The sequence below is a fragment of the Pseudomonas sp. P1_A1 genome (assembly GCF_056406935.1).
Genome location: NZ_JBFTZE010000004.1, coordinates 348,170 through 371,096 on the forward strand (window position 1 = coordinate 348,170; position 22,927 = coordinate 371,096).

Here is a 22,927-nt window from a genome sequence, read left to right on the forward strand (position 1 = left end):
AAAATTCTTTGCGAGCTGTTTACAGCTGGCGTTCACTCTAGCTTGGCGCTGCTTCAGCGCCATCGGAACATGGCTTTGTAAGCCAGTTCCAAAAGGAAACCAAATAAAATTGGCAACCCCATCTGAAAAGAGGCTGCGCGCGTAAGCGGGCAGCCTCTTCAGGGCGACAGTTAAAAAACCGTCTTATTGCTTGCTGGCAGCCAGCTGAGCAGCAACTTCTTCTGCGAAGTTGTCTACTGGCTTCTCGATGCCTTCGCCTACTTTGAAGTAGGTGAAAGAAACGATTTCAGCACCGGCTTTCTTGGCCAGCTCGCCGACCTTGATTTCAGGGTTCTTGACGAACGCCTGCTCAACCAGGCTCGCTTCAGCCAGGAACTTGCTGATACGGCCTTTGACCATGTTTTCAACGATGTTTTCTGGCTTGCCGGCGATCTTGTCAGCGTTGAGGGTCAGGAACACGCCTTTCTCGCGCTCGATCGCTTCAGCGGAAACTTCCGATGGCAGCAGGAATTCAGGGTTGGTCGCCGCTACGTGCATAGCGATGTCTTTGGCCAACTCAACGTTGCCGCCCTTGAGAACAACCGCAACACCAATCTTGTTGCCGTGCAGGTAGCCACCAACAACATCGCCTTCAACGCGAGCCAGGCGACGAATGTTGACGTTTTCGCCAACCTTGCCAACCAGAACCAGACGATCAGCTTCACGCGCTTCGATCAGCGGAGCAGCATCGGTCAGTTTGTCAGCAAAAGCCTGTTCAACGCTTTTAGCAACGAATGCCTTAAAGTCGTCCTGCAGAGCCAGGAAGTCGGTCTGCGAGTTCACTTCCAGCAGGACGGCGGATTTACCGTCTTCCTTGAGAGCGATTGCGCCTTCAGCGGCAACGTTGCCGGCTTTCTTGGCAGCCTTGATGGCGCCCGAAGCGCGCATGTCATCAATGGCTTTTTCGATGTCGCCGCCAGCCTTGGTCAAGGCCTTTTTGCAGTCCATCATGCCTTCGCCGGTACGCTCGCGCAGTTCTTTGACCAACGCTGCAGTAATCTCTGCCATTTTCAAATTCCTCTTGGATAGGTTTTCAACCATTCCACCCGATCGAACGGGCGATCAATTCTTCCCGAACCACCCTTGTTAGCTGCCGCACGTTACAGATAAAGCAGTGGGCGCCGACAAATGGTTTTCGAGGTGGCAAAAAGGGGGCCAAGCCCCCTTTTTGCTTACTGAGTCAACGCCAGGGCGTCAATTACTCAGCTGCAGCCTGAGTTTCTTCAGCTACGAATTCTACAGTGCCGCCAGCAACATTGTTGCGACCACGGATAACTGCGTCAGCCATCGAACCCATGTACAGCTGGATAGCGCGGATTGCGTCATCGTTGCCTGGGATGATGTAGTCAACGCCTTCCGGGCTGCTGTTGGTATCGACTACGCCGATAACCGGGATGCCCAGTTTGTTGGCTTCGGTGATCGCGATGCGCTCGTGATCAACGTCGATAACGAACAGAGCGTCTGGCAGACCGCCCATGTCCTTGATACCACCCAGGGAACGATCCAGCTTCTCAAGATCGCGAGTGCGCATCAGCGCTTCTTTCTTGGTCAGCTTGGCGAAAGTACCGTCTTCGGCTTGCACTTCAAGGTCACGCAGACGCTTGATGGAAGCACGGATGGTTTTGAAGTTGGTCAGCATGCCGCCCAACCAGCGGTGATCGACGTACGGCGAACCGCAACGTGCTGCTTCTTCAGCAACGATCTTGCCAGCGGAACGCTTGGTGCCGACGAACAGAATCTTGTTTTTGCCCTGGGCCAGACGCTCTACGAAAGTCAGAGCTTCGTTGAACATTGGCAGGGTTTTTTCAAGGTTGATGATGTGAATCTTGTTACGCGCGCCGAAAATGTACTTACCCATTTTCGGATTCCAGTAACGGGTTTGGTGACCGAAGTGCACACCGGCCTTCAGCATATCGCGCATATTGACTTGGGACATGATAGTTCCTTAATAAGTCGGGTTTGGCCTCCACGTATCCCAATGACCAACCAGCAGCATCAGCTGAAGGCACCCAGGTCATCGTGTCGACACGTGTGTGGATTTAAGCTTCCAGGGCATCCCCGGAAAGCGGCGCATTTTATATCACAAGGCCGGAAAAAACGGAACCCGGATTCTGAAAACCTGGCGAATGCTTTTGATCCCACCCTTGGAATCCCCCAAGAATGCGCCATCCTATAGAGAGAAGCGATGCACAGAAGCTCAGATTTGCCCTGATCGTCTGGTAGAATCGCGTTTTTCAGGGCCGCGACAATCGTTCGCGCAGTGCCCATTTCGTTTTAGAAGGCGCCATTGAGCGCAGAGAGAGCCTGTATGACCGTCACCCTCAAAACCCCAGAGGACATCGCAAAAATGCGGATCGCCGGCAAATTGGCCGCCGATGTGCTGGAAATGATTGCCGATTATGTCAAGCCGGGCGTTACCACCGAAGAGCTGGACCGCATCTGCCACGACTACATCGTCAACGAGCAGAAAGCCATTCCTGCCCCGCTCAACTACAAGGGCTTTCCGAAGTCGATCTGCACCTCGATCAACCACGTGGTCTGCCACGGCATCCCGAACGAGAAGCCGTTGAAGGATGGCGACACGCTGAACATCGACGTCACAGTGATCAAGGACGGCTACCACGGCGACACCAGCCGCATGTTCCACGTTGGCACCGTGCCAGTCTGGGCCGAGCGTCTGTCCCAGGTGACGCAGGAATGCATGTACAAGGCCATCGAACTGGTCAAACCCGGCTGCCGCCTGGGCGATATCGGTGAAGTGATCCAGAAGCACGCGGAAAAGAACGGTTTCTCGGTGGTTCGCGAGTTCTGCGGCCACGGCATTGGCAAGGTGTTCCACGAAGAACCGCAGATCCTGCACTACGGCCGCGCCGGCACCGGCATGGAACTGAAAGCCGGCATGACCTTCACCATCGAGCCGATGATCAACCAGGGCAAGGCCGACACCAAGGTGCTGGGCGATGGCTGGACCGCGATCACCAAGGACCGCAAGTTGTCGGCGCAATGGGAACACACCCTGCTGGTGACCGATACCGGCTACGAGATCTTCACCCTGCGCAGCGACGATACCATCCCGCGCGTTTCGGCCTGATCCCGCCCGCTCCGTTCCCAGCCTTATAGAAAGGAAAGCCAATCGATGCCGCAGGTGGATCCCGAACTCTTCGACCGTGGCCAGTTCCAGGCTGAACTGGCCCTGAAGGCAAGCCCTATCGCTGCTTTCAAGAAGGCGATCCGTCAGGCCCGCGAAGTGCTCGACGAGCGGTTTCGCAGCGGCCGGGAGATTCGCCGGTTGATCGAGGATCGTGCCTGGTTCGTCGATAACATCCTGCAAAAGGCCTGGGAGCAATTCAACTGGAACTTCGAAGCCGACATCGCGCTGGTCGCGGTCGGCGGCTACGGTCGTGGCGAGTTGCACCCCTACTCCGACATCGACCTGCTGATCCTGCTGGACGGCGCCGACCACGAAATTTTCCGTGATTCGATCGAGCGTTTTCTGACGTTGCTGTGGGACATCGGCCTGGAAGTCGGCCAGAGCGTTCGCTCGGTGGACGAATGCGCCGAGGAAGCCCGCGCCGACCTGACGGTGATCACCAACCTGATGGAAAGCCGCACCATTGCCGGTCCCGAGCGCCTGCGCCAGCGCATGCTGGACGTGACCAGCACCGCGCACATGTGGCCCAGCAAGGAGTTCTTCCTGGCCAAGCGCGCCGAGCAGAAAGCCCGTCACCACAAATACAACGACACCGAGTACAACCTGGAACCCAACGTCAAGGGCTCGCCCGGTGGCCTGCGGGATATCCAGACGATTCTGTGGGTTGCCCGTCGTGAGTACGGCACCCTCAATCTGCGGGCCCTGGCCGGCGAAGGTTTCCTGGTGGAGAGCGAGAACGCCCTGCTGGCTTCGTCCCAGGAGTTTCTGTGGAAAGTGCGTTATGCGCTGCACATGCTCGCCGGCCGCGCCGAAGACCGCCTGCTGTTCGATCACCAGCGCACGATTGCCGGCCTGCTGGGTTTCGTCGGCAATGACGCCAAGCACGCCATCGAAAACTTCATGCAGCAGTACTACCGGGTAGTCATGAGTATTGCCCAGCTCAGCGACTTGATCATCCAGCACTTCGAAGAAGTGATCCTCGCCCCCGAAGACGAAGCACCACCGCAGCCAATCAACTCGCGATTCCAGCTGCACGACGGCTACATCGAGGCGCGCAACAACAATGTGTTCCGTCGCACGCCGTTCGCCATGCTCGAAATCTTCGTGCTGATGGCCCAGCAGCCGGAGATCAAAGGCGTACGCGCCGACACCATCCGCCTGTTGCGCGAGAACCGTCATTTGATCGACGACGACTTTCGCAACGATATTCGCAATACCAGCCTGTTCATCGAATTGTTCAAGTGCAAGATCGGCGTCCACCGCAACCTGCGGCGGATGAACCGTTACGGGATCCTTGGGCGTTATCTGCCGGAGTTCGGCTTTATTGTCGGGCAGATGCAGCACGACCTGTTTCACATCTATACGGTCGATGCGCACACCCTGAACCTGATCAAGCACCTGCGTAAGTTGCAGTACACCCAGGTGTCGGAAAAATTCCCGCTGGCCAGCAAACTCATGGCCAAACTGCCCAAGCCGGAGTTGATTTACCTGGCCGGCCTGTACCACGACATCGGCAAGGGCCGGCATGGCGACCACTCGGAAATCGGCGCAGTGGATGCCGAAGCCTTTTGCCAACGCCATCAGTTGCCGATCTGGGACAGCCGCCTGATCGTCTGGCTGGTGCAAAACCACCTGGTGATGTCGACCACCGCCCAGCGTAAGGATTTGTCCGACCCGCATGTGATCCACGATTTCGCGCAGATTGTCGGCGATGAAACCCGCCTCGATTATCTGTACGTGCTGACCGTCGCCGACATCAACGCGACCAACCCGACGCTGTGGAACTCCTGGCGCGCGAGCCTGTTGCGCCAGCTTTACACCGAGACCAAGCGCGCCTTGCGTCGCGGCCTGGAAAACCCGGTGGATCGCGAAGAGCAGATCCGCCAGACCCAAAGCGCTGCGTTGGACATTCTGGTACGCGGTGGCACCGACCCAGACGACGTCGAGCAGTTGTGGGCACAACTGGGCGATGACTACTTCTTGCGTCACACCGCCGGCGACGTGGCCTGGCACACTGATGCAATCTTGCAGCAGCCGGCCGACGGCGGCCCGCTGGTGCTGATCAAGGAAACCACCCAGCGCGAGTTCGAGGGCGGTACGCAGATCTTCATTTATGCGCCGGACCAGCACGACTTCTTCGCCGTGACCGTGGCGGCGATGGACCAGCTCAACCTGAACATTCACGACGCCCGGGTCATCACCTCCAGCAGCCAGTTCACCCTCGACACCTATATCGTGCTCGACACCGACGGCGACTCGATCGGCGACAATCCGGCGCGGGTCAAGCAGATTCGTGATGGCCTGACCGAAGCCCTGCGCAATCCGGACAACTACCCAACGATTATCCAGCGTCGGGTGCCGCGTCAGCTCAAACATTTTGCCTTTGCGCCACAGGTGACGATCCACAACGATGCCCAGCGTCCGGTGACCGTACTGGAACTCAGCGCACCCGACCGTCCTGGGTTGCTGGCGCGGATCGGCACGATCTTCCTCGAGTTCGACCTGTCGCTGCAGAACGCCAAGATCGCCACCTTGGGCGAGCGCGTGGAAGACGTGTTCTTCATCACCGACGCCAACAATCAGCCGCTGTCCGACCCGTTGCTGTGCAGCCGTTTGCAGGATGCAATCGTCAAACAGCTGAGCGTCAACCAGGAACCCGATATCAAACATTCGCGCATCAGCATCTGAATCAACAATTTCCCCCTGTGGGAGCGCCTGTGGCGAGGGGGCCTGCCCCCGTTTGAGTGCGTAGCACTCACAAAATCTTTGGTGCATCAGAGAATTTGGGGCTGCTTAGCAGCCCAACGGGGCAAGCCCCCTCGCCACAGGCCCGCTCCCACATTGAACGAGGCCCCCATGAACAACGCTCTGAACCAGTTGCAGCCCTACCCGTTCGAAAAGCTCCGCGCCCTGCTCGGCAGCGTCACGCCAAACCCGGACAAACGCGCCATCGCGTTGTCCATCGGCGAACCGAAGCATCGCTCGCCAAGCTTTGTCGCCGAAGCCCTGGCAAGCAATCTGGATCAGATGGCCGTGTACCCGACCACCCTCGGCATCCCGGCCCTGCGTGAAGCGATCGCCGCATGGTGCGAACGCCGTTTCAGCGTTCCAAATGGCTGGCTCGACCCGGCGCGCAACGTGCTGCCGGTCAACGGCACCCGTGAAGCGCTGTTCGCCTTCACCCAGACCGTGGTCAATCGAGGCGATGACGCCTTGGTGGTCAGCCCGAACCCGTTCTATCAGATCTACGAAGGCGCGGCGTTCCTCGCCGGAGCCAAGCCGCATTACCTGCCATGCCTTGACGAAAACGGCTTCAACCCGGATTTCGACGCTGTTTCGCCAGACATCTGGAAGCGTTGCCAGATCCTGTTCCTGTGCTCGCCGGGCAACCCGACCGGCGCGTTGATCCCGGTTGAAACCCTGAAAAAACTGATCGCCCTGGCCGACGAATACGACTTCGTGATTGCCGCGGACGAATGCTACAGCGAGTTGTACTTCGACGAACAAACCCCACCGCCGGGCCTGCTCAGCGCCTGCGTCGAACTGGGTCGCAAGGATTTCAAACGTTGTGTGGTGTTCCACAGCTTGTCGAAGCGCTCCAACCTGCCGGGCCTGCGCTCCGGTTTTGTCGCCGGTGACGCCGACATCCTCAAGGGCTTCCTGCTGTACCGCACCTACCACGGCTGTGCAATGCCGGTACAAACGCAACTGGCCAGCGCTGCCGCGTGGAATGACGAAGTGCATGTACGGGCCAACCGCGCGCTGTACCGTGAAAAGTACGATGCCGTGCTGGAAATCCTCAGCCCGGTGATGGACGTGCAGCGTCCGGACGGCGGCTTCTACCTGTGGCCGAACGTAAATGGCGACGACGCGGCGTTCTGCCGGGATCTGTTTGCCGAAGAACACGTGACCGTGGTGCCGGGTTCGTACCTTTCCCGTGATGTGGACGGCGTCAATCCGGGCGCTGGTCGCGTGCGAATGGCACTGGTTGCACCGCTGGCGGAGTGCGTGGAAGCGGCTGAACGGATTCGCGCGTTCATTACCCGCCATAAGTAACCCGTATATGCCCGTGCCAGGCAATCTGGCGCGGGCATTTCTCATATCAAGTTACAGTTCATATAACTTTATACCTCACACGCCTGCCGGCCGGACATTAGTCTGGTGGCAGCGCATCTCGTTGCGCCTAAATACATCCTTATCATTAACTTCAAGGAAGAAGTAACGATGAATGATCTTCTACACTGCAGGCTGATTCAGTGGCCAGACGACCAAGCAGCTTATGAGGCAGCAGTTACTGAAAACCCTGCTAATGCAAGTATCACCACCGGTACCCGCCGCAAACGCTCGGTGTTCAACTACTCAAAACTGTGGGCCAACGGTCGTACTTTGAAAATCGCCTTCATGGACAGTCCCGAGGGCGACCATAAGCAGAAAATCATCGACGCAGCCAGCCAATGGTTGCCGTATATCAACGTGAGCTTTGATTTTGTCGATGACTTGCAAGGCGACATTCGGATCGCCACCAGGAACAACGACAACAGCTCAATGCTGGGCACCGACGCGTTGTTGATTCACCCCGACTGGCCCACCATGAACCTGGGCGTCAAACCCGAACATGAGGACTTCGAGGTGATTGTGATTCACGAGTTCGGGCATGCTCTGGGGGCGATGCATGAGCACCAGCATCCACAGGCAAACATCCCTTGGGACAAGCCGAAAGTGTATGAGTTTTACCAGAACCGCGAGATGAACCCGCTTACTCGGGAAGAAGTGGACAGAAACCTGTTCGCGCCATTCAATGCAGTGGATGCGATTTATACCTCCTACGACAGAAAATCCATCATGCACCACCCGGTGGCGAATACATTGACGGTGGGCGACTGGGAAGTCTCGATCAACCGCAAGATCAGTAAAAAAGACAAACGCTTGATGAAATTACTCTACCCAAAATAAACCAGTCGACACCCTCACCATTATCGAGCCTCATTAACAATGTCCGCACCGCGCAATGCCCTGCGGACAGATTGAAGTGCCCTATCAGGCGCTTGAGCCGCAGACTGACCGCTGCCCCCCCATGTCAACCGGCGGATACCCGAGACAAAAAGACAAACCCGACCACAGCCGACGCGAAACCGTCCGGTCATGGCATAATCCGTCACCTTTTATTTTCAGCACCTGCAAAGGGGGCAATTCCTTGACCGTTTCAAGCAAAACGTTGCACCTTTTCGGCATCAAAGCCTGCGACACCATGAAAAAGGCGCGCACCTGGCTCGATGAACACGCTGTGAGCTATGACTTTCATGATTACAAAACGGTAGGAATCGACCGTGAACACCTGACCCAATGGTGCGACGAGCACGGCTGGCAAGTGGTGTTGAACCGCGCAGGCACGACCTTTCGCAAGCTCGACGACGAACGCAAAGCCGATCTCGATCAGCCGAAAGCCATCGAACTGATGCTCGCACAACCCTCGATGATCAAGCGCCCGGTGCTCGATCTCGGTGACAGAACCCTGATTGGCTTCAAGCCAGATATCTACGCGGCCGCACTCAAGTAAGGCAGCCCGTTCCATTTTGTTAGAGGTATCAACATGTCCACTACCCTGTTCAGCCTGGCCTTTGGTGTCGGCACTCAAAACCGTCAAGGCGCATGGCTGGAAGTGTTTTACGCGCAGCCGCTGCTCAACCCGTCAGCCGAACTGGTCGCTGCCATTGCGCCGGTTCTGGGCTACACCGAAGGCAATCAGGCCATCGCCTTCAGCACCGCCCAGGCGTCGCAACTGGCTGAAGCGCTGAAAAGCGTCGACGCCGCACAAGCTGCGCTGCTGACCCGTCTGGCCGAGAGCCACAAGCCGCTGGTTGCCACATTGCTGGCCGAAGACGCTCAACTGACTTCCACGCCTGAGGCTTACCTCAAGCTGCACCTGCTGTCCCACCGTCTGGTCAAGCCGCATGGCCTGAATCTGGCCGGGATCTTCCCGCTGCTGCCGAACGTGGCCTGGACCAGCCAGGGTGCGATCGACCTGTCCGAACTAGCTGAGCATCAACTGGAAGCCCGTCTGCGCGGCGAGCTGCTGGAAGTGTTCTCGGTGGACAAGTTCCCGAAAATGACCGACTACGTGGTACCGGCCGGCGTGCGTATCGCTGACGCGGCACGTATTCGTCTGGGCGCCTACGTGGGCGAAGGCACCACCGTGATGCACGAAGGTTTCGTTAACTTCAACGCTGGCACCGAAGGCCCGGGCATGATCGAAGGCCGCGTGTCGGCTGGCGTGTTCGTCGGCAAGGGTTCGGACCTGGGCGGCGGTTGCTCGACCATGGGCACTCTGTCGGGCGGCGGCAACATCGTGATCAAGGTCGGCGAAGGCTGCCTGATCGGCGCCAACGCCGGTATCGGTATCCCGTTGGGCGATCGCAACACCGTTGAGTCGGGCCTGTACGTGACAGCCGGTACCAAGGTTGCGCTGCTGGACGAGCACAACAAACTGGTCAAAGTGGTTAAAGCCCGTGAACTGGCCGGTCAACCTGACCTGTTGTTCCGCCGCAATTCGGAAACCGGTGCCGTGGAGTGCAAAACCCACAAGTCGGCTATCGAACTGAACGAAGCGCTGCACGCTCACAACTAAGCAGAGCGTCAAACGATCACCTTGTAGGAGCGCCGCATCGCTCGCTCCTACAAGGTCAGGCGTACACCCGCCCATGTCACCAGGGCCGAACAACATGATGATTCCTTCTCCCTGGCGCGCCGATTTTCCGGCCATCGCCGCACTGCAACGGCAAGACCAGACCTATCTGGACAACGCCGCCACCACGCAAAAACCTCAAGCCCTGCTGGATGCCCTGGCGCATTACTACGCCAACGGCGCGGCCAACGTGCATCGGGCGCAACACTTGCCCGGCGCCCATGCCACCCAGGCCTTCGAGGACAGCCGCCGCAAAGTTGCACAATGGCTCAATGCCGGCGATTGCGGACAGATTATCTTTACCCACGGTGCGACTTCCGCGCTGAACCTCCTGGCCTATGGCCTGGAACACCTTTTCAATCCGGGCGATGAAATTGTCATCAGCGCTCTGGAGCATCACGCCAACCTGTTGCCGTGGCAGCAACTGGCCCACCGTCGCGACCTGAAACTGGTGATCCTGCCGCTGAATGTCGATGGTTTGATCGACCTGGATGTCGCCGCGCAGTTGATCGGTCCGCGCACCCGTTTGCTGGCGGTCAGTCAGCTGTCCAACGTGCTGGGCGCCTGGCAACCGTTGCCCGCGCTGTTGGCGATGGCCCAGGCACACAACGCGCTGACCGTGGTCGATGGCGCCCAAGGCGTGGTTCATGGTCGGCACGACGTGCAGGCACTGGGCTGCGACTTCTACGTGTTTTCCAGCCACAAACTCTACGGCCCCGATGGCCTGGGCGTGCTGTTCGGGCGCAACGAAGCGCTGCAACAGCTGCGCCCCTGGCAGTTCGGCGGCGAAATGGTGCTGGACGCCAACTACCACGATGCTCGCTTTCGGTCCGCACCGCTGGGGTTCGAGGCCGGTACGCCGCCGATCGCCAGTGTGATCGGCCTGGGCGCAACGCTGGACTACCTGACCGGGCTGGATCAGGACGCCGCGTCCGCCCACGAAGCGGCGCTGCATGACTATTTACTCAAAGGCCTGGAAGCGCGCAACGGCATTCGCCTGCTGGGCAAACCGCAACTGGCGCTGGCCAGTTTTGTCGTCGAGGGTGTGCATAATTCTGATTTGGCGCATTTGCTGACCGAACAGGGCATCGCCGTGCGCGCCGGTCATCATTGCGCCATGCCGTTGCTCAAAAGCTTTGAACTGGCCGGGGCGATTCGGGTGTCGTTGGCGCTGTACAACAATTCAGAAGACCTTGAGCGCTTTTTCGAAGCACTGGATCAGGCCCTGGAGTTGTTGCGATGACCTTGCCCGTCGATGCCATTACAGCGCTGGACACGTTTCAGCAGGCGGCGAGCTGGGAACAGCGGGCGCGGCTGTTGATGCAGTGGGGCGACCGTCTGCCAGCGTTGAGCGATGTGGATAAAGTCGACGCCAACCGCGTGCATGGTTGTGAAAGCCAGGTCTGGCTGGTCGGCACGTTGCAGGACGGGCACTGGCAATTCAGCGCCAGCAGCGACGCGCGGTTGATTCGCGGGTTGGTGGCGTTGCTGCTGGCGCGGGTCAACGGGTTGTCCGCAGTTGAGTTGCAACAGGTGGATTTGGCGGATTGGTTCAGTCAGCTTGGACTGAGCCGGCAGCTCTCGTCATCGCGCAGCAATGGCCTCAATGCCGTGCTCCAGCGGATGCGGAGCCTGAGCGACGTGTAGGAGCTGCCGAAGGCTGCGATCTTTTGATCTTTAGCGGGAGCACCTACGCCGAAGATCAAAAGATCGCAGCCTTCGGCAGCTCCTACAAGGGTCTTCGTCGGCCTTTAAACCTCCGGCTTGACCCGATCCGCCGGACGCCGCACGCCCGCCACAATATCTTATCCACAGCCTTGGTCGCCGCGACCATGCCAAACGTCGCCGTCACCATCATCACCGCGCCAAAGCCCCCGGCGCAGTCGAGCTTCACGCCGTCCCCGACAAAACTCTTCTGCAGGCAAATGCTGCCATCGGGTTTCGGATAGCGCAGTTGCTCGGTGGAAAACACGCACGGCACGCTGTAGTGACGGGTCACGGTACGGGAGAAGCCATAGTCGCGGCGCAATGTAGAGCGCACTTTCGACGCCAGTGGATCATTGAACGTGCGGTTCAGGTCGCAGACCTGGATCAGCGTCGGGTCGATCTGCCCTCCAGCGCCGCCGGTGGTGATGATCTGGATCTTGCGCCGCTTGCACCAGGCAATCAGCGCCGCCTTGGCGTTGACGCTGTCGATGCAGTCAATCACGCAATCGATGTTCGGCGTGATGTATTCGGCCATGGTTTCGCGGGTAACGAAATCCGCCACCGCATGCACCGTGCAGTCCGGGTTGATCCCTCGCAGGCGCTCGGCCATCACCTCGACCTTGGGCTTGCCGACGGTGCTGTCCAACGCATGCAGCTGACGGTTGACGTTGCTGACGCAGACGTCGTCCAGGTCGAACAGCGATATCTCGCCCACGCCACACCGGGCAACCGCTTCCGCCGCCCAGGAACCGACACCACCGATGCCGACGATCGCCACATGGGCCGCGCGCAAGCGCTCCATGCCTTCAATGCCATACAAGCGGGCGATACCAGCAAACCGTGGATCTTCTGTACTCATGACCATTACCCCAAAAACCGGCGCGCATTATAGGGCTGTCGGCGGTCAAGAGCACCTTTGGTGCTATGGACGGCAGACTGACGGCTTCAATTGACTACAAATTTATTGGAATTGGGCTACATCATCCCGGTCGAAGAACTTAAGTCGACCTGGATTGCCCAATGTCGGGCGTTTCCCTGTTCGCTGTACGGTCAGAGAACCTCCAGTGTAGGATGCGCGCCCCTGCCACCTGGCAGCCGGCCGCCAACCGTTCCTTCGTTCCACAGCCTTTGGAACCCGAAAAAGCTATGTCATCGCGTAAATTTGGACTCAACCTGGTCGTGGTGCTCGCCATCGCAGCCTTGTTTACCGGCTTCTGGGCGCTGATCAATCGCCCGGTCTCCGCCCCCAACTGGCCTGAACAGATCTCTGGCTTCTCGTACTCGCCGTTTCAACAAGGCCAGTACCCGCAGAAAGACCAGTATCCGACCGACGATGAAATGCGTCGCGACCTGGAGATCATGAGCAAGCTGACGGACAACATCCGGACCTACTCGGTCGACGGCACGCTGGAGGACATTCCCAAACTGGCGGAAGAATTCGGCCTGCGGGTGACCCTGGGGATCTGGATCAGCCCGGACCAGGAACGCAACGAGCGCGAGATCCTGCGCGCCATCGAACTGGCCAACACCTCCCGCAGCGTGGTTCGCGTCGTGGTCGGTAACGAGGCGATCTTCCGCAAGGAAATCACTGCTGCCGAGCTGAGCGTGATCCTGGATCGCGTGCGCGCGGCCGTTAAGGTTCCGGTCACCACCTCCGAACAGTGGCACGTCTGGGAAGAAAACCCGAGCCTGGCCAAGCACGTCGACCTGATCGCGGCTCACGTTCTGCCCTACTGGGAGTTCATCCCGGTGGACAAGGCCGGTCAGTTCGTTCTCGACCGCGCCCGTGACCTGAAAAAGATGTTCCCGAAAAAACCGCTGCTGCTCTCCGAAGTCGGCTGGCCGAGCAACGGCCGCATGCGCGGTGGCGCCGATGCGTCGCCGGCGGATCAGGCGATCTACCTGCGCACCTTGGTCAACAAGCTCAACCGCCAAGGCTTCAACTACTTCGTGATCGAAGCGTTTGACCAGCCGTGGAAGGCCACTGACGAAGGCTCGGTGGGTGCGTACTGGGGCGTGTTCAACGCCGCGCGCCAGCAGAAATTCAACTTCGAAGGCCCGGTGGTCGCGATCCCGCAATGGCGTGTGCTGGCGATCGGCTCGGCCGTGTTGGCCCTGCTGTCCCTGACCTTGCTGATGATCGACGGCTCGGCCCTGCGCCAACGTGGCCGTACCTTCCTGACCTTTATCGCGTTCCTGTGCGGTTCGGTGCTGGTGTGGATCGGTTACGACTACAGCCAGCAATACAGCACCTGGTTCAGCCTGACGGTGGGTTTCCTGCTCGCCCTCGGTGCACTCGGGGTGTTCATCGTTCTGCTGACGGAAGCCCATGAACTGGCCGAAGCGGTCTGGACCCACAAACGCCGGCGTGAATTCCTGCCGGTCGTGGGCGAATCGGACTACCGGCCGAAGGTGTCAATTCACGTTCCTTGCTACAACGAGCCGCCGGAGATGGTCAAACAGACCCTCAACGCCTTGGCCAATCTCGACTATCCGGACTTCGAAGTCCTGATCATCGACAACAACACCAAGGACCCGGCGGTCTGGGAGCCGGTGCGTGATTATTGCGAAACCCTCGGCCCGCGCTTCAAGTTCTTCCACGTCGCGCCACTGGCCGGCTTCAAGGGTGGGGCGCTGAACTATCTGATTCCGCATACCGCCAAAGATGCCGAAGTGATTGCGGTGATCGACTCGGACTACTGCGTCGACCCGAACTGGCTCAAGCACATGGTGCCCCACTTCGCCGACCCGAAAATCGCCGTGGTGCAATCGCCGCAGGATTACCGCGACCAGAACGAAAGCACCTTCAAGAAGCTCTGCTACGCCGAATACAAAGGCTTCTTCCATATCGGCATGGTCACCCGCAACGACCGTGACGCGATCATCCAGCACGGCACCATGACCATGACCCGACGCTCAGTGCTCGAGGAACTGGGCTGGGCCGACTGGTGTATCTGTGAAGACGCCGAACTGGGCCTGCGTGTGTTCGAAAAAGGTCTGTCGGCGGCGTACTACCACACCAGCTACGGCAAAGGCCTGATGCCCGATACCTTTATCGACTTCAAGAAACAGCGTTTCCGCTGGGCCTATGGCGCGATTCAGATCATCAAGCGTCACACCGCCAGCCTGCTGCGCGGCAAGGACACCGAGTTGACCCGTGGCCAGCGCTACCACTTCCTCGCGGGCTGGCTGCCGTGGGTGGCGGACGGCATGAACATCTTCTTCACCGTCGGCGCGCTGTTGTGGTCGGCGGCGATGATCATCGTGCCGCAACGGGTCGATCCACCGCTGCTGATTTTCGCGATCCCGCCATTGGCGCTGTTCGTGTTCAAGGTGGGCAAGATCATCTTCCTGTACCGCCGCGCGGTCGGGGTCAACCTGAAAGACGCCTTCTGCGCCGCGCTGGCCGGGCTGGCGTTGTCGCACACCATTGCCAAAGCGGTGCTGTACGGTTTCTTCACCAGCAGCATTCCGTTCTTCCGCACACCGAAGAATGCCGATAACCACGGCTTCTGGGTGGCGATTTCGGAGGCTCGCGAAGAGCTGTTCATCATGCTGCTGCTGTGGGGCGCGGCACTGGGGATCTTCCTGGTGCAGGGTATACCCAGCAACGACATGCGCTTCTGGGTGACCATGTTGCTGGTGCAGTCGCTGCCGTACCTGGCAGCGCTGATCATGGCGTTCCTGTCGTCGCTGCCCAAACCTTCGGTGGAAGCTGCGCCGGTACCGGCGTAATCCGTTATTAGATAACGTCAAACGGCGGCCTTCGGGCCGCCGTTTTGCTTTAGAATGATCGCCTTTTTCAATGCCAACAAACTCGGTAGGAGCTGCTTCGGCAGCTCCTACATGTTTACCGTGCGCACCTCGGAGTTCTTACATGACGGCCCACGCCGACCTTTCGCCGACACTTCAACTCGCCATCGACCTGATCCGCCGTCCATCCGTGACGCCGGTCGACGCCGATTGCCAGAAGCAGATGATGCAGCGCCTGGGCGATGCCGGTTTTATGCTGGAACCGATGCGCATCGAAGATGTGGATAACTTTTGGGCGACCCACGGCAAACATGACGGTCCGGTGCTGTGCTTCGCCGGTCACACCGACGTGGTGCCGACCGGTCCGGTGGCGGCCTGGCAGATCGATCCGTTCAATGCGGTGATCGACGAACACGGCATGCTCTGCGGTCGTGGTGCGGCAGACATGAAAGGCAGCCTTGCGTCCATGACCGTGGCAGCCGAGCGTTTCGTCGCCGACTATCCGGATCACAAGGGCAAGGTCGCGTTCCTGATTACCAGTGACGAAGAAGGCCCGGCCCATCACGGCACCAAGGCTGTGGTCGAGCGCCTTGCCGCCCGCAAGGAACGTCTGGACTGGTGCATCGTCGGCGAGCCGTCGAGCACGACCTTGGTGGGTGACGTGGTCAAGAACGGCCGTCGCGGCTCCCTCGGCGCCAAATTGACCGTGCGCGGTGTGCAGGGCCACGTGGCGTATCCGCACCTGGCGAAGAACCCGATCCACCTCGCCGCCCCGGCGCTCGCCGAACTGGCCGCCGAGCACTGGGACCACGGCAACGATTTCTTCCCGCCGACCAGTTTCCAGATCTCAAACGTCAATTCCGGCACCGGCGCGACCAACGTGATTCCGGGTGATCTGGTGGCGGTGTTCAACTTCCGCTTCTCCACCGAGTCCACCGTCGAAGGCCTGCAAAAGCGCGTCGCCGACATTCTCGACAAACATGCTCTGGACTGGCACATCGACTGGGCGCTGTCCGGCCTGCCGTTCCTCACCGAGCCGGGCGCGCTGCTCGACGCGGTGTCGGCGAGCATCAAGGACATCACCGGTCGTGACACCAAGGCCTCCACCAGCGGCGGCACTTCCGATGGGCGCTTCATCGCGACCATGGGCACCCAAGTGGTCGAACTGGGCCCGGTCAACGCGACGATCCACCAGGTCAACGAGCGTGTACTGGCGGCCGACCTCGACGTGCTGACCGAAATCTACTACCAAACCCTGATCAAGTTGCTCGCCTGATGCTCGCCTGCCCGATCTGCAGCGAACCGCTGAACGCGGTGGACAACGGCGTGGCCTGCCCCGCCGGGCACCGTTTCGACCGTGCGCGCCAGGGCTACCTGAACCTGCTGCCGGTGCAACACAAGAACAGCCGTGACCCTGGGGATAACCAGGCGATGGTCGAAGCCCGTCGCGACTTTCTGAACGCCGGCCATTACGCGCCGGTGGCCAAGCGTCTGGCGGAACTGGCGGCCGGTTATGCACCCCAGCGCTGGCTGGACATAGGCTGTGGCGAGGGTTATTACACCGCGCAAATCGCCGAAGCCTTGCCCAACGCCGATGGCTACGCCCTGGACATTTCCCGGGAAGCGGTCAAACGCGCCTGCAAACGCAACCCCGCGCTGACCTGGTTGATCGCCAGTATGGCCCGGGTGCCATTGGCCTCGGGCAGTTGCCAGTTTCTGGCCAGCGTGTTCAGCCCGCTGGACTGGGAAGAAGCCAAGCGTCTGCTCAGCCCCGGTGGCGGCTTGATGAAAGTCGGGCCGACCAGCGGCCATCTGATGGAATTGCGCGAGCGGCTGTACGACGAAGTGCGCGAGTACACCGACGACAAGCACCTGGCGTTGGTGCCGGAAGGCATGGCGTTGCAACACAGCGAAACCCTGGAGTTCAAACTGACGCTGGTCAATGGTCAGGATCGCGCGAACCTCTTGGCGATGACACCTCACGGCTGGCGCGCCAGTGCCGAACGCCGGACAGCAGTCATTGAACAAGTGGAACCGTTCGAGGTCACCGTTTCGATGCGCTACGATTATTTCGTTCTGCAGTAGTAGTAGTTAGAGAACAACTTTAATTTTTGGTCTTGAGTAAAGGCTCAAGGCCGGCTAAATCCGCGAATGGATTTTTCAGACCCGCAGTGAGGACATCCATGCGCCAACCGGACATCGAGATTTACCTGAAAGACGCCGACGTCGATCACAAAGCCATCGCGGCCTGGCTCGGCGCGGCTCTAGGCCCGTGCACTGACTGGGTTCAGAAAGGCCAGACCTACAAGTGCAAGGCTGGTAGCGTGCCAGTGACCTGGCTGCCCAAAGCCGTCGGAAAATGGAACAGCCTGTACCTGGAAAGCGACCAGACCCCATGGGAAGACGACATCGCTTGCGCCCGCACCGCATTTGCCGCACTGAACGTCGAAGTGCGTTGCGCGCCGGGTAGCTGGGTCGAGGAAGAAGGTGAGGAAACGGCAGATCGCTGGATTCGCATCAGCGTCGATGGCGAAGAAGAGATCACCTGGAAAACCGCGTAAAACGAAAAAGATCGCAGCCTTCGGCAGCTCTCCTACAGAGTTTTGTGTACCCCTGTAGGAGCTGCCGAAGGCTGCGATCTTTTGATCTTAAGGTTTACAGACCTACAACATCCTCAGCCTGCAACCCCTTCTGCCCTTCCACCACCGCATACTCAACCTGCTGACCTTCAGTCAGCGAGCGATGCCCTTCGCCGCGAATCGCGCGGTAGTGCACGAACACGTCCACCCCGTCCTGGCGCTGAATGAAGCCATAACCCTTGGCGTCGTTGAACCACTTCACGTTGCCGGTTTCGCGTGTTGCCATCTGTTCATACTCCTCTTTTATTATTGATCGGGCTTTTCGCAGGAAAGCCTCGGGAACATCGCTTGCACTGAAAGGTGCCACTGTCTGGCCAGTGCGGGCTCGCCGAGTATATGACAGGCGCAAAAACTCTCAACAGGAGTTTACTTCGCTGCTTTTTTGCCGATTTTCAGCGAATACGGCACACTATCGCCCGCCCGAGCAACTGCTCGGTTTTATTCACTCACGCAGAAGCCGTATGACCCGTTCCCCGTTCCGCCGTCTTGTGTTTGGCACCCTGCGCCGACTGCTGTACCTCTGGGTTCGCTCAGAGACGATCAACCAGTCGTCGTTCACCCTCAACCTCGACCGCAGCCGGCCGGTGTTCTACGTCCTGCAAAATCCTTCACTGACCGACCTTGCCGTGGTCGATACCGAATGCAGCAAGGCCGGCCTGCCCCGCCCGGTGTTGCCGGTATCGGTGGGTGCGCTGTTGGAGCCCGCAGCGTTCTTTTACCTGACACCGGACCCCGACTGGCTCGGCCGTCAGGACAAACGCGGTGCGCCGCCAACCCTGACCCGTCTGGTCAGCGCCCTGAGCCAGAACGCCGCCGAAGACGCGCAGATCATCCCGGTCAGCGTGTTCTGGGGCCAGTCGCCAGACAGCGAGTCGAGCCCATGGAAGCTGCTGTTCGCCGACAGCTGGGCAGTCACCGGGCGGTTGCGCCGGTTGCTGAGCATCATCGTGCTGGGGCGCAAGACCCGGGTGCAGTTCTCGGCGCCGATTCATCTGCGTGAACTGATCGAACACAACAAGGGCCACGAACGCACCGTGCGCATGGCCCAGCGGATTCTGCGGGTGCACTTCCGCAATCTGAAAGCCGCGGTGATCGGCCCGGACATTTCCCACCGGCGCAACCTGGTCAAAGGCCTGCTCAACCAGCCGCTGGTCAAGCAAGCGATCCTCGACGAAGCCGAGCGCGAGAACATTTCCGCGGAAAAAGCCAAGGCCCAGGCCTTGCGCTATGGCAACGAGATCGCCTCGGACTACACCTACACCGCCATCCGCTTTCTGGAAGTGGTGCTGAGCTGGTTCTGGAACAAGATCTACGACGGGATCAAGGTCAACCACATCGAAGGCGTGCAGAAGGTCGCCCAGGGTCACGAAGTGATCTATGTGCCGTGCCACCGCAGCCACATCGACTATCTGCTGCTGTCCTATTTGCTGTTCCGCAATGGCCTGACCCCGCCGCACATCGCCGCCGGGATCAACCTCAACATGCCGGTGATCGGCAGCCTGCTGCGGCGTGGCGGTGCGTTCTTCATGCGCCGCACCTTCAAGGGCAACCCGCTCTATACCTCGGTGTTCAACGAATACCTGCACACCCTGTTCACCAAAGGCTTCCCGGTCGAGTACTTCGTCGAAGGCGGCCGTTCGCGCACCGGGCGCATGCTGCAACCGAAAACCGGGATGCTCGCGATCACGTTGCGTAGCTTCCTGCGTTCGTCGCGCATGCCGATCGTGTTCGTGCCGGTGTATATCGGTTACGAGCGCGTGCTGGAAGGCCGTACCTACCTCGGCGAATTGCGTGGCGCGAGCAAGAAGAAAGAATCGATCTTCGACATCTTCAAAGTCATCGGCGCGCTCAAACAGCGCTTCGGTCAGGTCGCGGTCAACTTCGGTGAGCCGATCAAACTGGCGGAGTTCCTCGACAGCGAACAGCCAGACTGGCGCCAACAGGCACACGGCCCGCAATTCAAACCGGCCTGGCTCAACGAAACCACCAACCGCCTCGGCGAGAAAGTCGCGCAGCACTTGAACGAAGCGGCGGCGATCAACCCGGTGAATCTGGTAGCCCTGGCGCTGCTGTCCACCAGCCGCCTGGCGCTGGACGATCGCGCCATGGCGCGAGTGCTGGATTTGTATCTGGCGCTGTTGCGCAAGGTTCCCTACTCGCCGCACACCACCTTGCCGGACGGTGACGGCCGCGCGCTGATCGAGCATGTGAAGGACATGAACCTGCTGTCTGAGCAGAATGATGCGCTGGGCAAGATTCTGTACCTGGACGAACAGAACGCCGTCCTGATGACCTACTACCGCAACAACGTGCTGCACATTTTCGCGTTGCCGTCGCTGCTGGCGAGTTTCTTCCAGAGTGCGTCGCGCATGAGCCGCGAGCAGATCCTGCGCTACACCCGTGCGCTGTACCCGTACTTGCAATCGGAACTGTTCATTCGCTGGACGCTGGACGAACTCGATGGCGTGATCGATCAGTGGCTCGAAGCCTTCGTCGAGCAAGGCCTGCTGCGTTTCGAGAAGGACGTGTACCTGCGCCCGGCGCCGAGTTCGCGGCATTTCGTATTGCTGACGCTGTTGTCGAAAAGCATCGCCCAGACCTTGCAGCGCTTCTACATGACCGTTTCCCTGCTGCTCAACAGCGGCCAGAACAGCATCAGCGCCGAAGAACTGGAAGACCTGTGCACCGTCATGGCCCAGCGCCTGTCGATCCTCCACGGCCTGAACGCCCCGGAGTTCTTCGACAAGAGCCTGTTCCGGCACTTCATCCAGACGATGCTGGATCTCGATGTACTCAAGCGGGACGAGGCCGGCAAGCTGAGCTACCACGAACTGCTGGGTGAACTGGCCGAAGGCGCGGCCAAACGGGTGTTGCCAGCGGAGATTCGCTTGTCGATCCGTCAGGTGGCACTGCAACGCAGTGAAGATGCGGCGGACCAAGTCGCGACGGCGGCGCAAACCGACTAAATTTCAATCCTTCCCAACCTTATTTACGAACAAGGAAGCCACCATGCTCCGCCCTACCCTTCGCTTCGCCGGCCTGTGCGCAGGTTTGATGATGTGCGCCAACGCCCTGGCACTGTCACTCAGTGACCTGTCGCAACAAGACGCCACCGGCGGGCTCAAGGACGCCCTGAGCCAAGGCGCGCAGCTGGCCGTTAAACAGCTGGGCACACCCGGCGGCTTCAGCAACAACCCGGACGTGAAAATCGAACTGCCGGGAAAACTGGGCAAGGTCGCCAAGAAAATGAAACAGTTCGGCATGGGCGATCAGGTCGATCAACTGGAAACCAGCATGAACAAGGCAGCTGAAGCGGCGGTAACTCAGGCTCAGCCGATTCTGGTGGATGCGGTGAAGAAGATGACCGTGGAAGATGCCAAGGGGATTCTCAGCGGCGGCCAGGATTCAGCCACTCAGTACCTGAGCAAAACCAGCCGCGAACAGATCCGCACCAAGTTCTTGCCGATCGTCAAGCAAGCCACCGATCAGGTGGGTTTGGCTCAGCAATACAACGCGTTCGCCGGGCAAGCCGCGACGCTGGGTGTGCTGGATGCGAAAAATGCCAACATCGAAAGCTACGTCACCGAGCAGGCGTTGAACGGGTTGTTCGAGATGATTGGCAAACAGGAAGAAACCATTCGCAAGAACCCTGCGGCAGCGGCGACCAGTTTGGCGAAGAAAGTTTTCGGCACACTCTAAACCCGCTGGCAGCGGGCTTGTTTGCGAAGGGGTCAACGCGGTCTATCTGAACGACCGCGTTGCGTGCATCGCGGGCAGGCTCGCACACAAAGAGCCAGACCGCCGGCACCGTCACAATTTGTCTCATCTTCAGTTATGCTCGCCGTTCGTCGTGAACGCCGGAGTCGCTGATCCTATGTCCCCCACTCGCCTGTTAGTCCCCCTCGCCCTTGCTCTGCTGAGCGCTTGCGCCTCGCAACCGAAACAGAACCTGACCGTGGAAAAACAAAGCGAATGCCCGGCGAAACTGCACAACGGGCAAACCCTGATCCTGACGCTGCCAAGCAACCCGACCACGGGTTACCGCTGGGCGATCCAGGATTCAGCCGGTGGTGTGTTGCGGGCGCTCAGCCCCGAGGTTTACAGCAACCCGGAAGACGCCGGGATCGTCGGCAGTGCCGGCGTCTCGACCTGGCGCTTCCAGGCCTTCGCCACCGGCACTGGCCGCCTGCGGCTGACTTACTCACAACCGTGGGCACCGGAAGTACCGGCGGTGCAAACCTTCGACTGTGCCATCGCAGTTAACTGATCGTGGGCTGGCTGATTCTGGCGCTGATGGGTGCGGTGACCTTTGTGTATGGCCTGAGCGTGCATGCCGCGCTGCTCTGCCTGCTGGTCAAACCGATGCCTGTGCTGGCCCTGCTCGGCTGGTTGCACGATGCACCGCCCAGCGAGTATCGGCGCTGGATCAGCCTGGGTTTGATTTTCTCCTTGGTCGGCGACGTGTTGCTGGCATGGCCGCAAGACTTGTTCGTGTTTGGCCTTGGAGCATTTTTGCTCGCGCATCTGGCGTATCTGAAGGCCTATTTGAGCGATTGCCGGCGTCTGGCTGTGTTGCCGCTGATCCTCGCCTTTGGCGTGGGTGCCGTGCTGCTGGGGATTCTGATTTCCAATGGCTTGGGGCCGCTGCTGATCCCGGTGATCGTCTATGGTCTGGCCATCAGCGCCATGCTCTGGCGCGCCCTGGCCCGACTCGGCACCGATGTGCCCAAACGCTCGGCGCTGCTGGCAGCGGCGGGCGCGGTGGCGTTTGTGTTTTCTGACAGCGTGATTGGCATTAACCGGTTTGTGATGCCATTTCATGCCGCGCCTTACGTGATCATTCTGAGTTACTGGCTGGGGCAATGGGGGATTGCGGCGTCGGCGTTCCCCCAGAAACCGCGTTCAACCTGAGAAAAAAGATCGCAGCCTTCGGCAGCTCCTACAGGGGCGTGTTCA

Annotated in this window: 20 protein-coding genes; 16 read left to right on the forward strand and 4 right to left on the reverse strand. The window is 59.6% G+C overall.

Annotated elements, in window-relative coordinates; translation table 11 throughout:
- Nucleotides 1–183: 183 nt before the first annotated feature.
- The gene (tsf, locus tag AC1D2Q_RS08580; protein ID WP_477812914.1) at nt 184–1,047 is read right to left on the reverse strand and encodes a translation elongation factor Ts; all 864 of its coding nucleotides are present in this window, start codon (nt 1,045–1,047) and stop codon (nt 184–186) included.
- 190 nt (nt 1,048–1,237) lie between these two features.
- Nucleotides 1,238–1,975, reverse strand: a complete 738-nt coding sequence (rpsB, locus tag AC1D2Q_RS08585; RefSeq protein WP_018927019.1) for a 30S ribosomal protein S2 — start codon at nt 1,973–1,975, stop codon at nt 1,238–1,240.
- A gap of 372 nt (nt 1,976–2,347) precedes the next feature.
- Between rpsB and map the strand changes: the two genes are divergently transcribed.
- The 8 genes from map to AC1D2Q_RS08625 all read left to right on the forward strand — a co-directional run bounded on the left by map (nt 2,348) and on the right by AC1D2Q_RS08625 (nt 11,519).
- A complete protein-coding gene (map, locus tag AC1D2Q_RS08590) occupies nt 2,348–3,130 on the forward strand; it encodes a type I methionyl aminopeptidase (RefSeq protein WP_018927020.1) in 783 nt (260 codons plus the stop codon).
- A gap of 45 nt (nt 3,131–3,175) precedes the next feature.
- On the forward strand, nt 3,176–5,878 hold the full coding sequence (locus AC1D2Q_RS08595) for a [protein-PII] uridylyltransferase (protein WP_477812915.1): 2,703 nt from the start codon (nt 3,176–3,178) through the stop codon (nt 5,876–5,878).
- A 168-nt stretch (nt 5,879–6,046) separates the two neighbouring features.
- Nucleotides 6,047–7,246, forward strand: a complete 1,200-nt coding sequence (gene dapC / locus AC1D2Q_RS08600; RefSeq protein WP_477812916.1) for a succinyldiaminopimelate transaminase — start codon at nt 6,047–6,049, stop codon at nt 7,244–7,246.
- Between the two features lie 105 nt (nt 7,247–7,351).
- The gene (locus AC1D2Q_RS08605) at nt 7,352–8,143 is read left to right on the forward strand and encodes a M12 family metallopeptidase (RefSeq protein ID WP_477812917.1); all 792 of its coding nucleotides are present in this window, start codon (nt 7,352–7,354) and stop codon (nt 8,141–8,143) included.
- A gap of 241 nt (nt 8,144–8,384) precedes the next feature.
- The gene (locus AC1D2Q_RS08610; protein ID WP_207203057.1) at nt 8,385–8,747 is read left to right on the forward strand and encodes an ArsC family reductase; all 363 of its coding nucleotides are present in this window, start codon (nt 8,385–8,387) and stop codon (nt 8,745–8,747) included.
- A 33-nt stretch (nt 8,748–8,780) separates the two neighbouring features.
- Nucleotides 8,781–9,815 carry a 2,3,4,5-tetrahydropyridine-2,6-dicarboxylate N-succinyltransferase gene (dapD, locus tag AC1D2Q_RS08615; protein WP_477812918.1) on the forward strand — a complete coding sequence of 345 codons (1,035 nt, stop codon included), beginning with the start codon at nt 8,781–8,783 and terminating at the stop codon, nt 9,813–9,815.
- Nucleotides 9,816–9,909: 94 nt separating this feature from the next.
- Nucleotides 9,910–11,115 (forward strand): aminotransferase class V-fold PLP-dependent enzyme, encoded by a 1,206-nt coding sequence (locus AC1D2Q_RS08620; RefSeq protein WP_477812919.1) that lies wholly within the window; start codon nt 9,910–9,912, stop codon nt 11,113–11,115.
- Nucleotides 11,112–11,519, forward strand: coding sequence for a SufE family protein (locus AC1D2Q_RS08625; RefSeq protein WP_477812920.1), 408 nt, complete (start codon nt 11,112–11,114; stop codon nt 11,517–11,519). The genes AC1D2Q_RS08620 and AC1D2Q_RS08625 overlap by 4 nt, the downstream gene beginning before the upstream one ends.
- Before the next feature lie 82 nt (nt 11,520–11,601).
- Here the strand turns inward: AC1D2Q_RS08625 and tcdA are convergent, their stop codons facing one another.
- A complete protein-coding gene (gene tcdA, locus AC1D2Q_RS08630; RefSeq protein ID WP_477812921.1) occupies nt 11,602–12,438 on the reverse strand; it encodes a tRNA cyclic N6-threonylcarbamoyladenosine(37) synthase TcdA in 837 nt (278 codons plus the stop codon).
- Between the two features lie 287 nt (nt 12,439–12,725).
- Between tcdA and AC1D2Q_RS08635 the strand changes: the two genes are divergently transcribed.
- From AC1D2Q_RS08635 to AC1D2Q_RS08650, 4 genes are all read left to right on the forward strand, one after another.
- Nucleotides 12,726–15,314 (forward strand): glycosyltransferase, encoded by a 2,589-nt coding sequence (locus AC1D2Q_RS08635; RefSeq protein WP_477812922.1) that lies wholly within the window; start codon nt 12,726–12,728, stop codon nt 15,312–15,314.
- Nucleotides 15,315–15,456: 142 nt separating this feature from the next.
- On the forward strand, nt 15,457–16,608 hold the full coding sequence (dapE, locus tag AC1D2Q_RS08640; RefSeq protein WP_477812923.1) for a succinyl-diaminopimelate desuccinylase: 1,152 nt from the start codon (nt 15,457–15,459) through the stop codon (nt 16,606–16,608).
- On the forward strand, nt 16,608–17,417 hold the full coding sequence (locus AC1D2Q_RS08645) for a putative RNA methyltransferase (RefSeq protein ID WP_018927030.1): 810 nt from the start codon (nt 16,608–16,610) through the stop codon (nt 17,415–17,417). Before dapE ends, AC1D2Q_RS08645 begins: the two co-directional genes overlap by 1 nt.
- Before the next feature lie 98 nt (nt 17,418–17,515).
- Nucleotides 17,516–17,893, forward strand: a complete 378-nt coding sequence (locus tag AC1D2Q_RS08650) for a hypothetical protein (protein ID WP_477812924.1) — start codon at nt 17,516–17,518, stop codon at nt 17,891–17,893.
- A gap of 94 nt (nt 17,894–17,987) precedes the next feature.
- Here the strand turns inward: AC1D2Q_RS08650 and AC1D2Q_RS08655 are convergent, their stop codons facing one another.
- Nucleotides 17,988–18,197 carry a cold shock domain-containing protein gene (locus AC1D2Q_RS08655; protein WP_007940478.1) on the reverse strand — a complete coding sequence of 70 codons (210 nt, stop codon included), beginning with the start codon at nt 18,195–18,197 and terminating at the stop codon, nt 17,988–17,990.
- Nucleotides 18,198–18,432: 235 nt separating this feature from the next.
- On the opposite strand from AC1D2Q_RS08655, the gene plsB reads away from it, so the two are divergent.
- The 4 genes from plsB (at nt 18,433) to AC1D2Q_RS08675 (ending at nt 22,882) form a co-directional block, all read left to right on the forward strand.
- A complete protein-coding gene (gene plsB, locus AC1D2Q_RS08660) occupies nt 18,433–20,937 on the forward strand; it encodes a glycerol-3-phosphate 1-O-acyltransferase PlsB (protein ID WP_477812925.1) in 2,505 nt (834 codons plus the stop codon).
- A 43-nt stretch (nt 20,938–20,980) separates the two neighbouring features.
- Nucleotides 20,981–21,670: a DUF4197 domain-containing protein gene (locus AC1D2Q_RS08665; protein ID WP_477812926.1), complete on the forward strand. Its 690-nt coding sequence runs from the start codon at nt 20,981–20,983 to the stop codon at nt 21,668–21,670.
- Between the two features lie 175 nt (nt 21,671–21,845).
- The gene (locus AC1D2Q_RS08670; RefSeq protein WP_477812927.1) at nt 21,846–22,238 is read left to right on the forward strand and encodes a protease inhibitor I42 family protein; all 393 of its coding nucleotides are present in this window, start codon (nt 21,846–21,848) and stop codon (nt 22,236–22,238) included.
- 2 nt (nt 22,239–22,240) lie between these two features.
- Nucleotides 22,241–22,882 carry a lysoplasmalogenase gene (locus AC1D2Q_RS08675; protein WP_477812928.1) on the forward strand — a complete coding sequence of 214 codons (642 nt, stop codon included), beginning with the start codon at nt 22,241–22,243 and terminating at the stop codon, nt 22,880–22,882.
- The last annotated feature ends 45 nt before the right edge of the window (nt 22,883–22,927 follow it).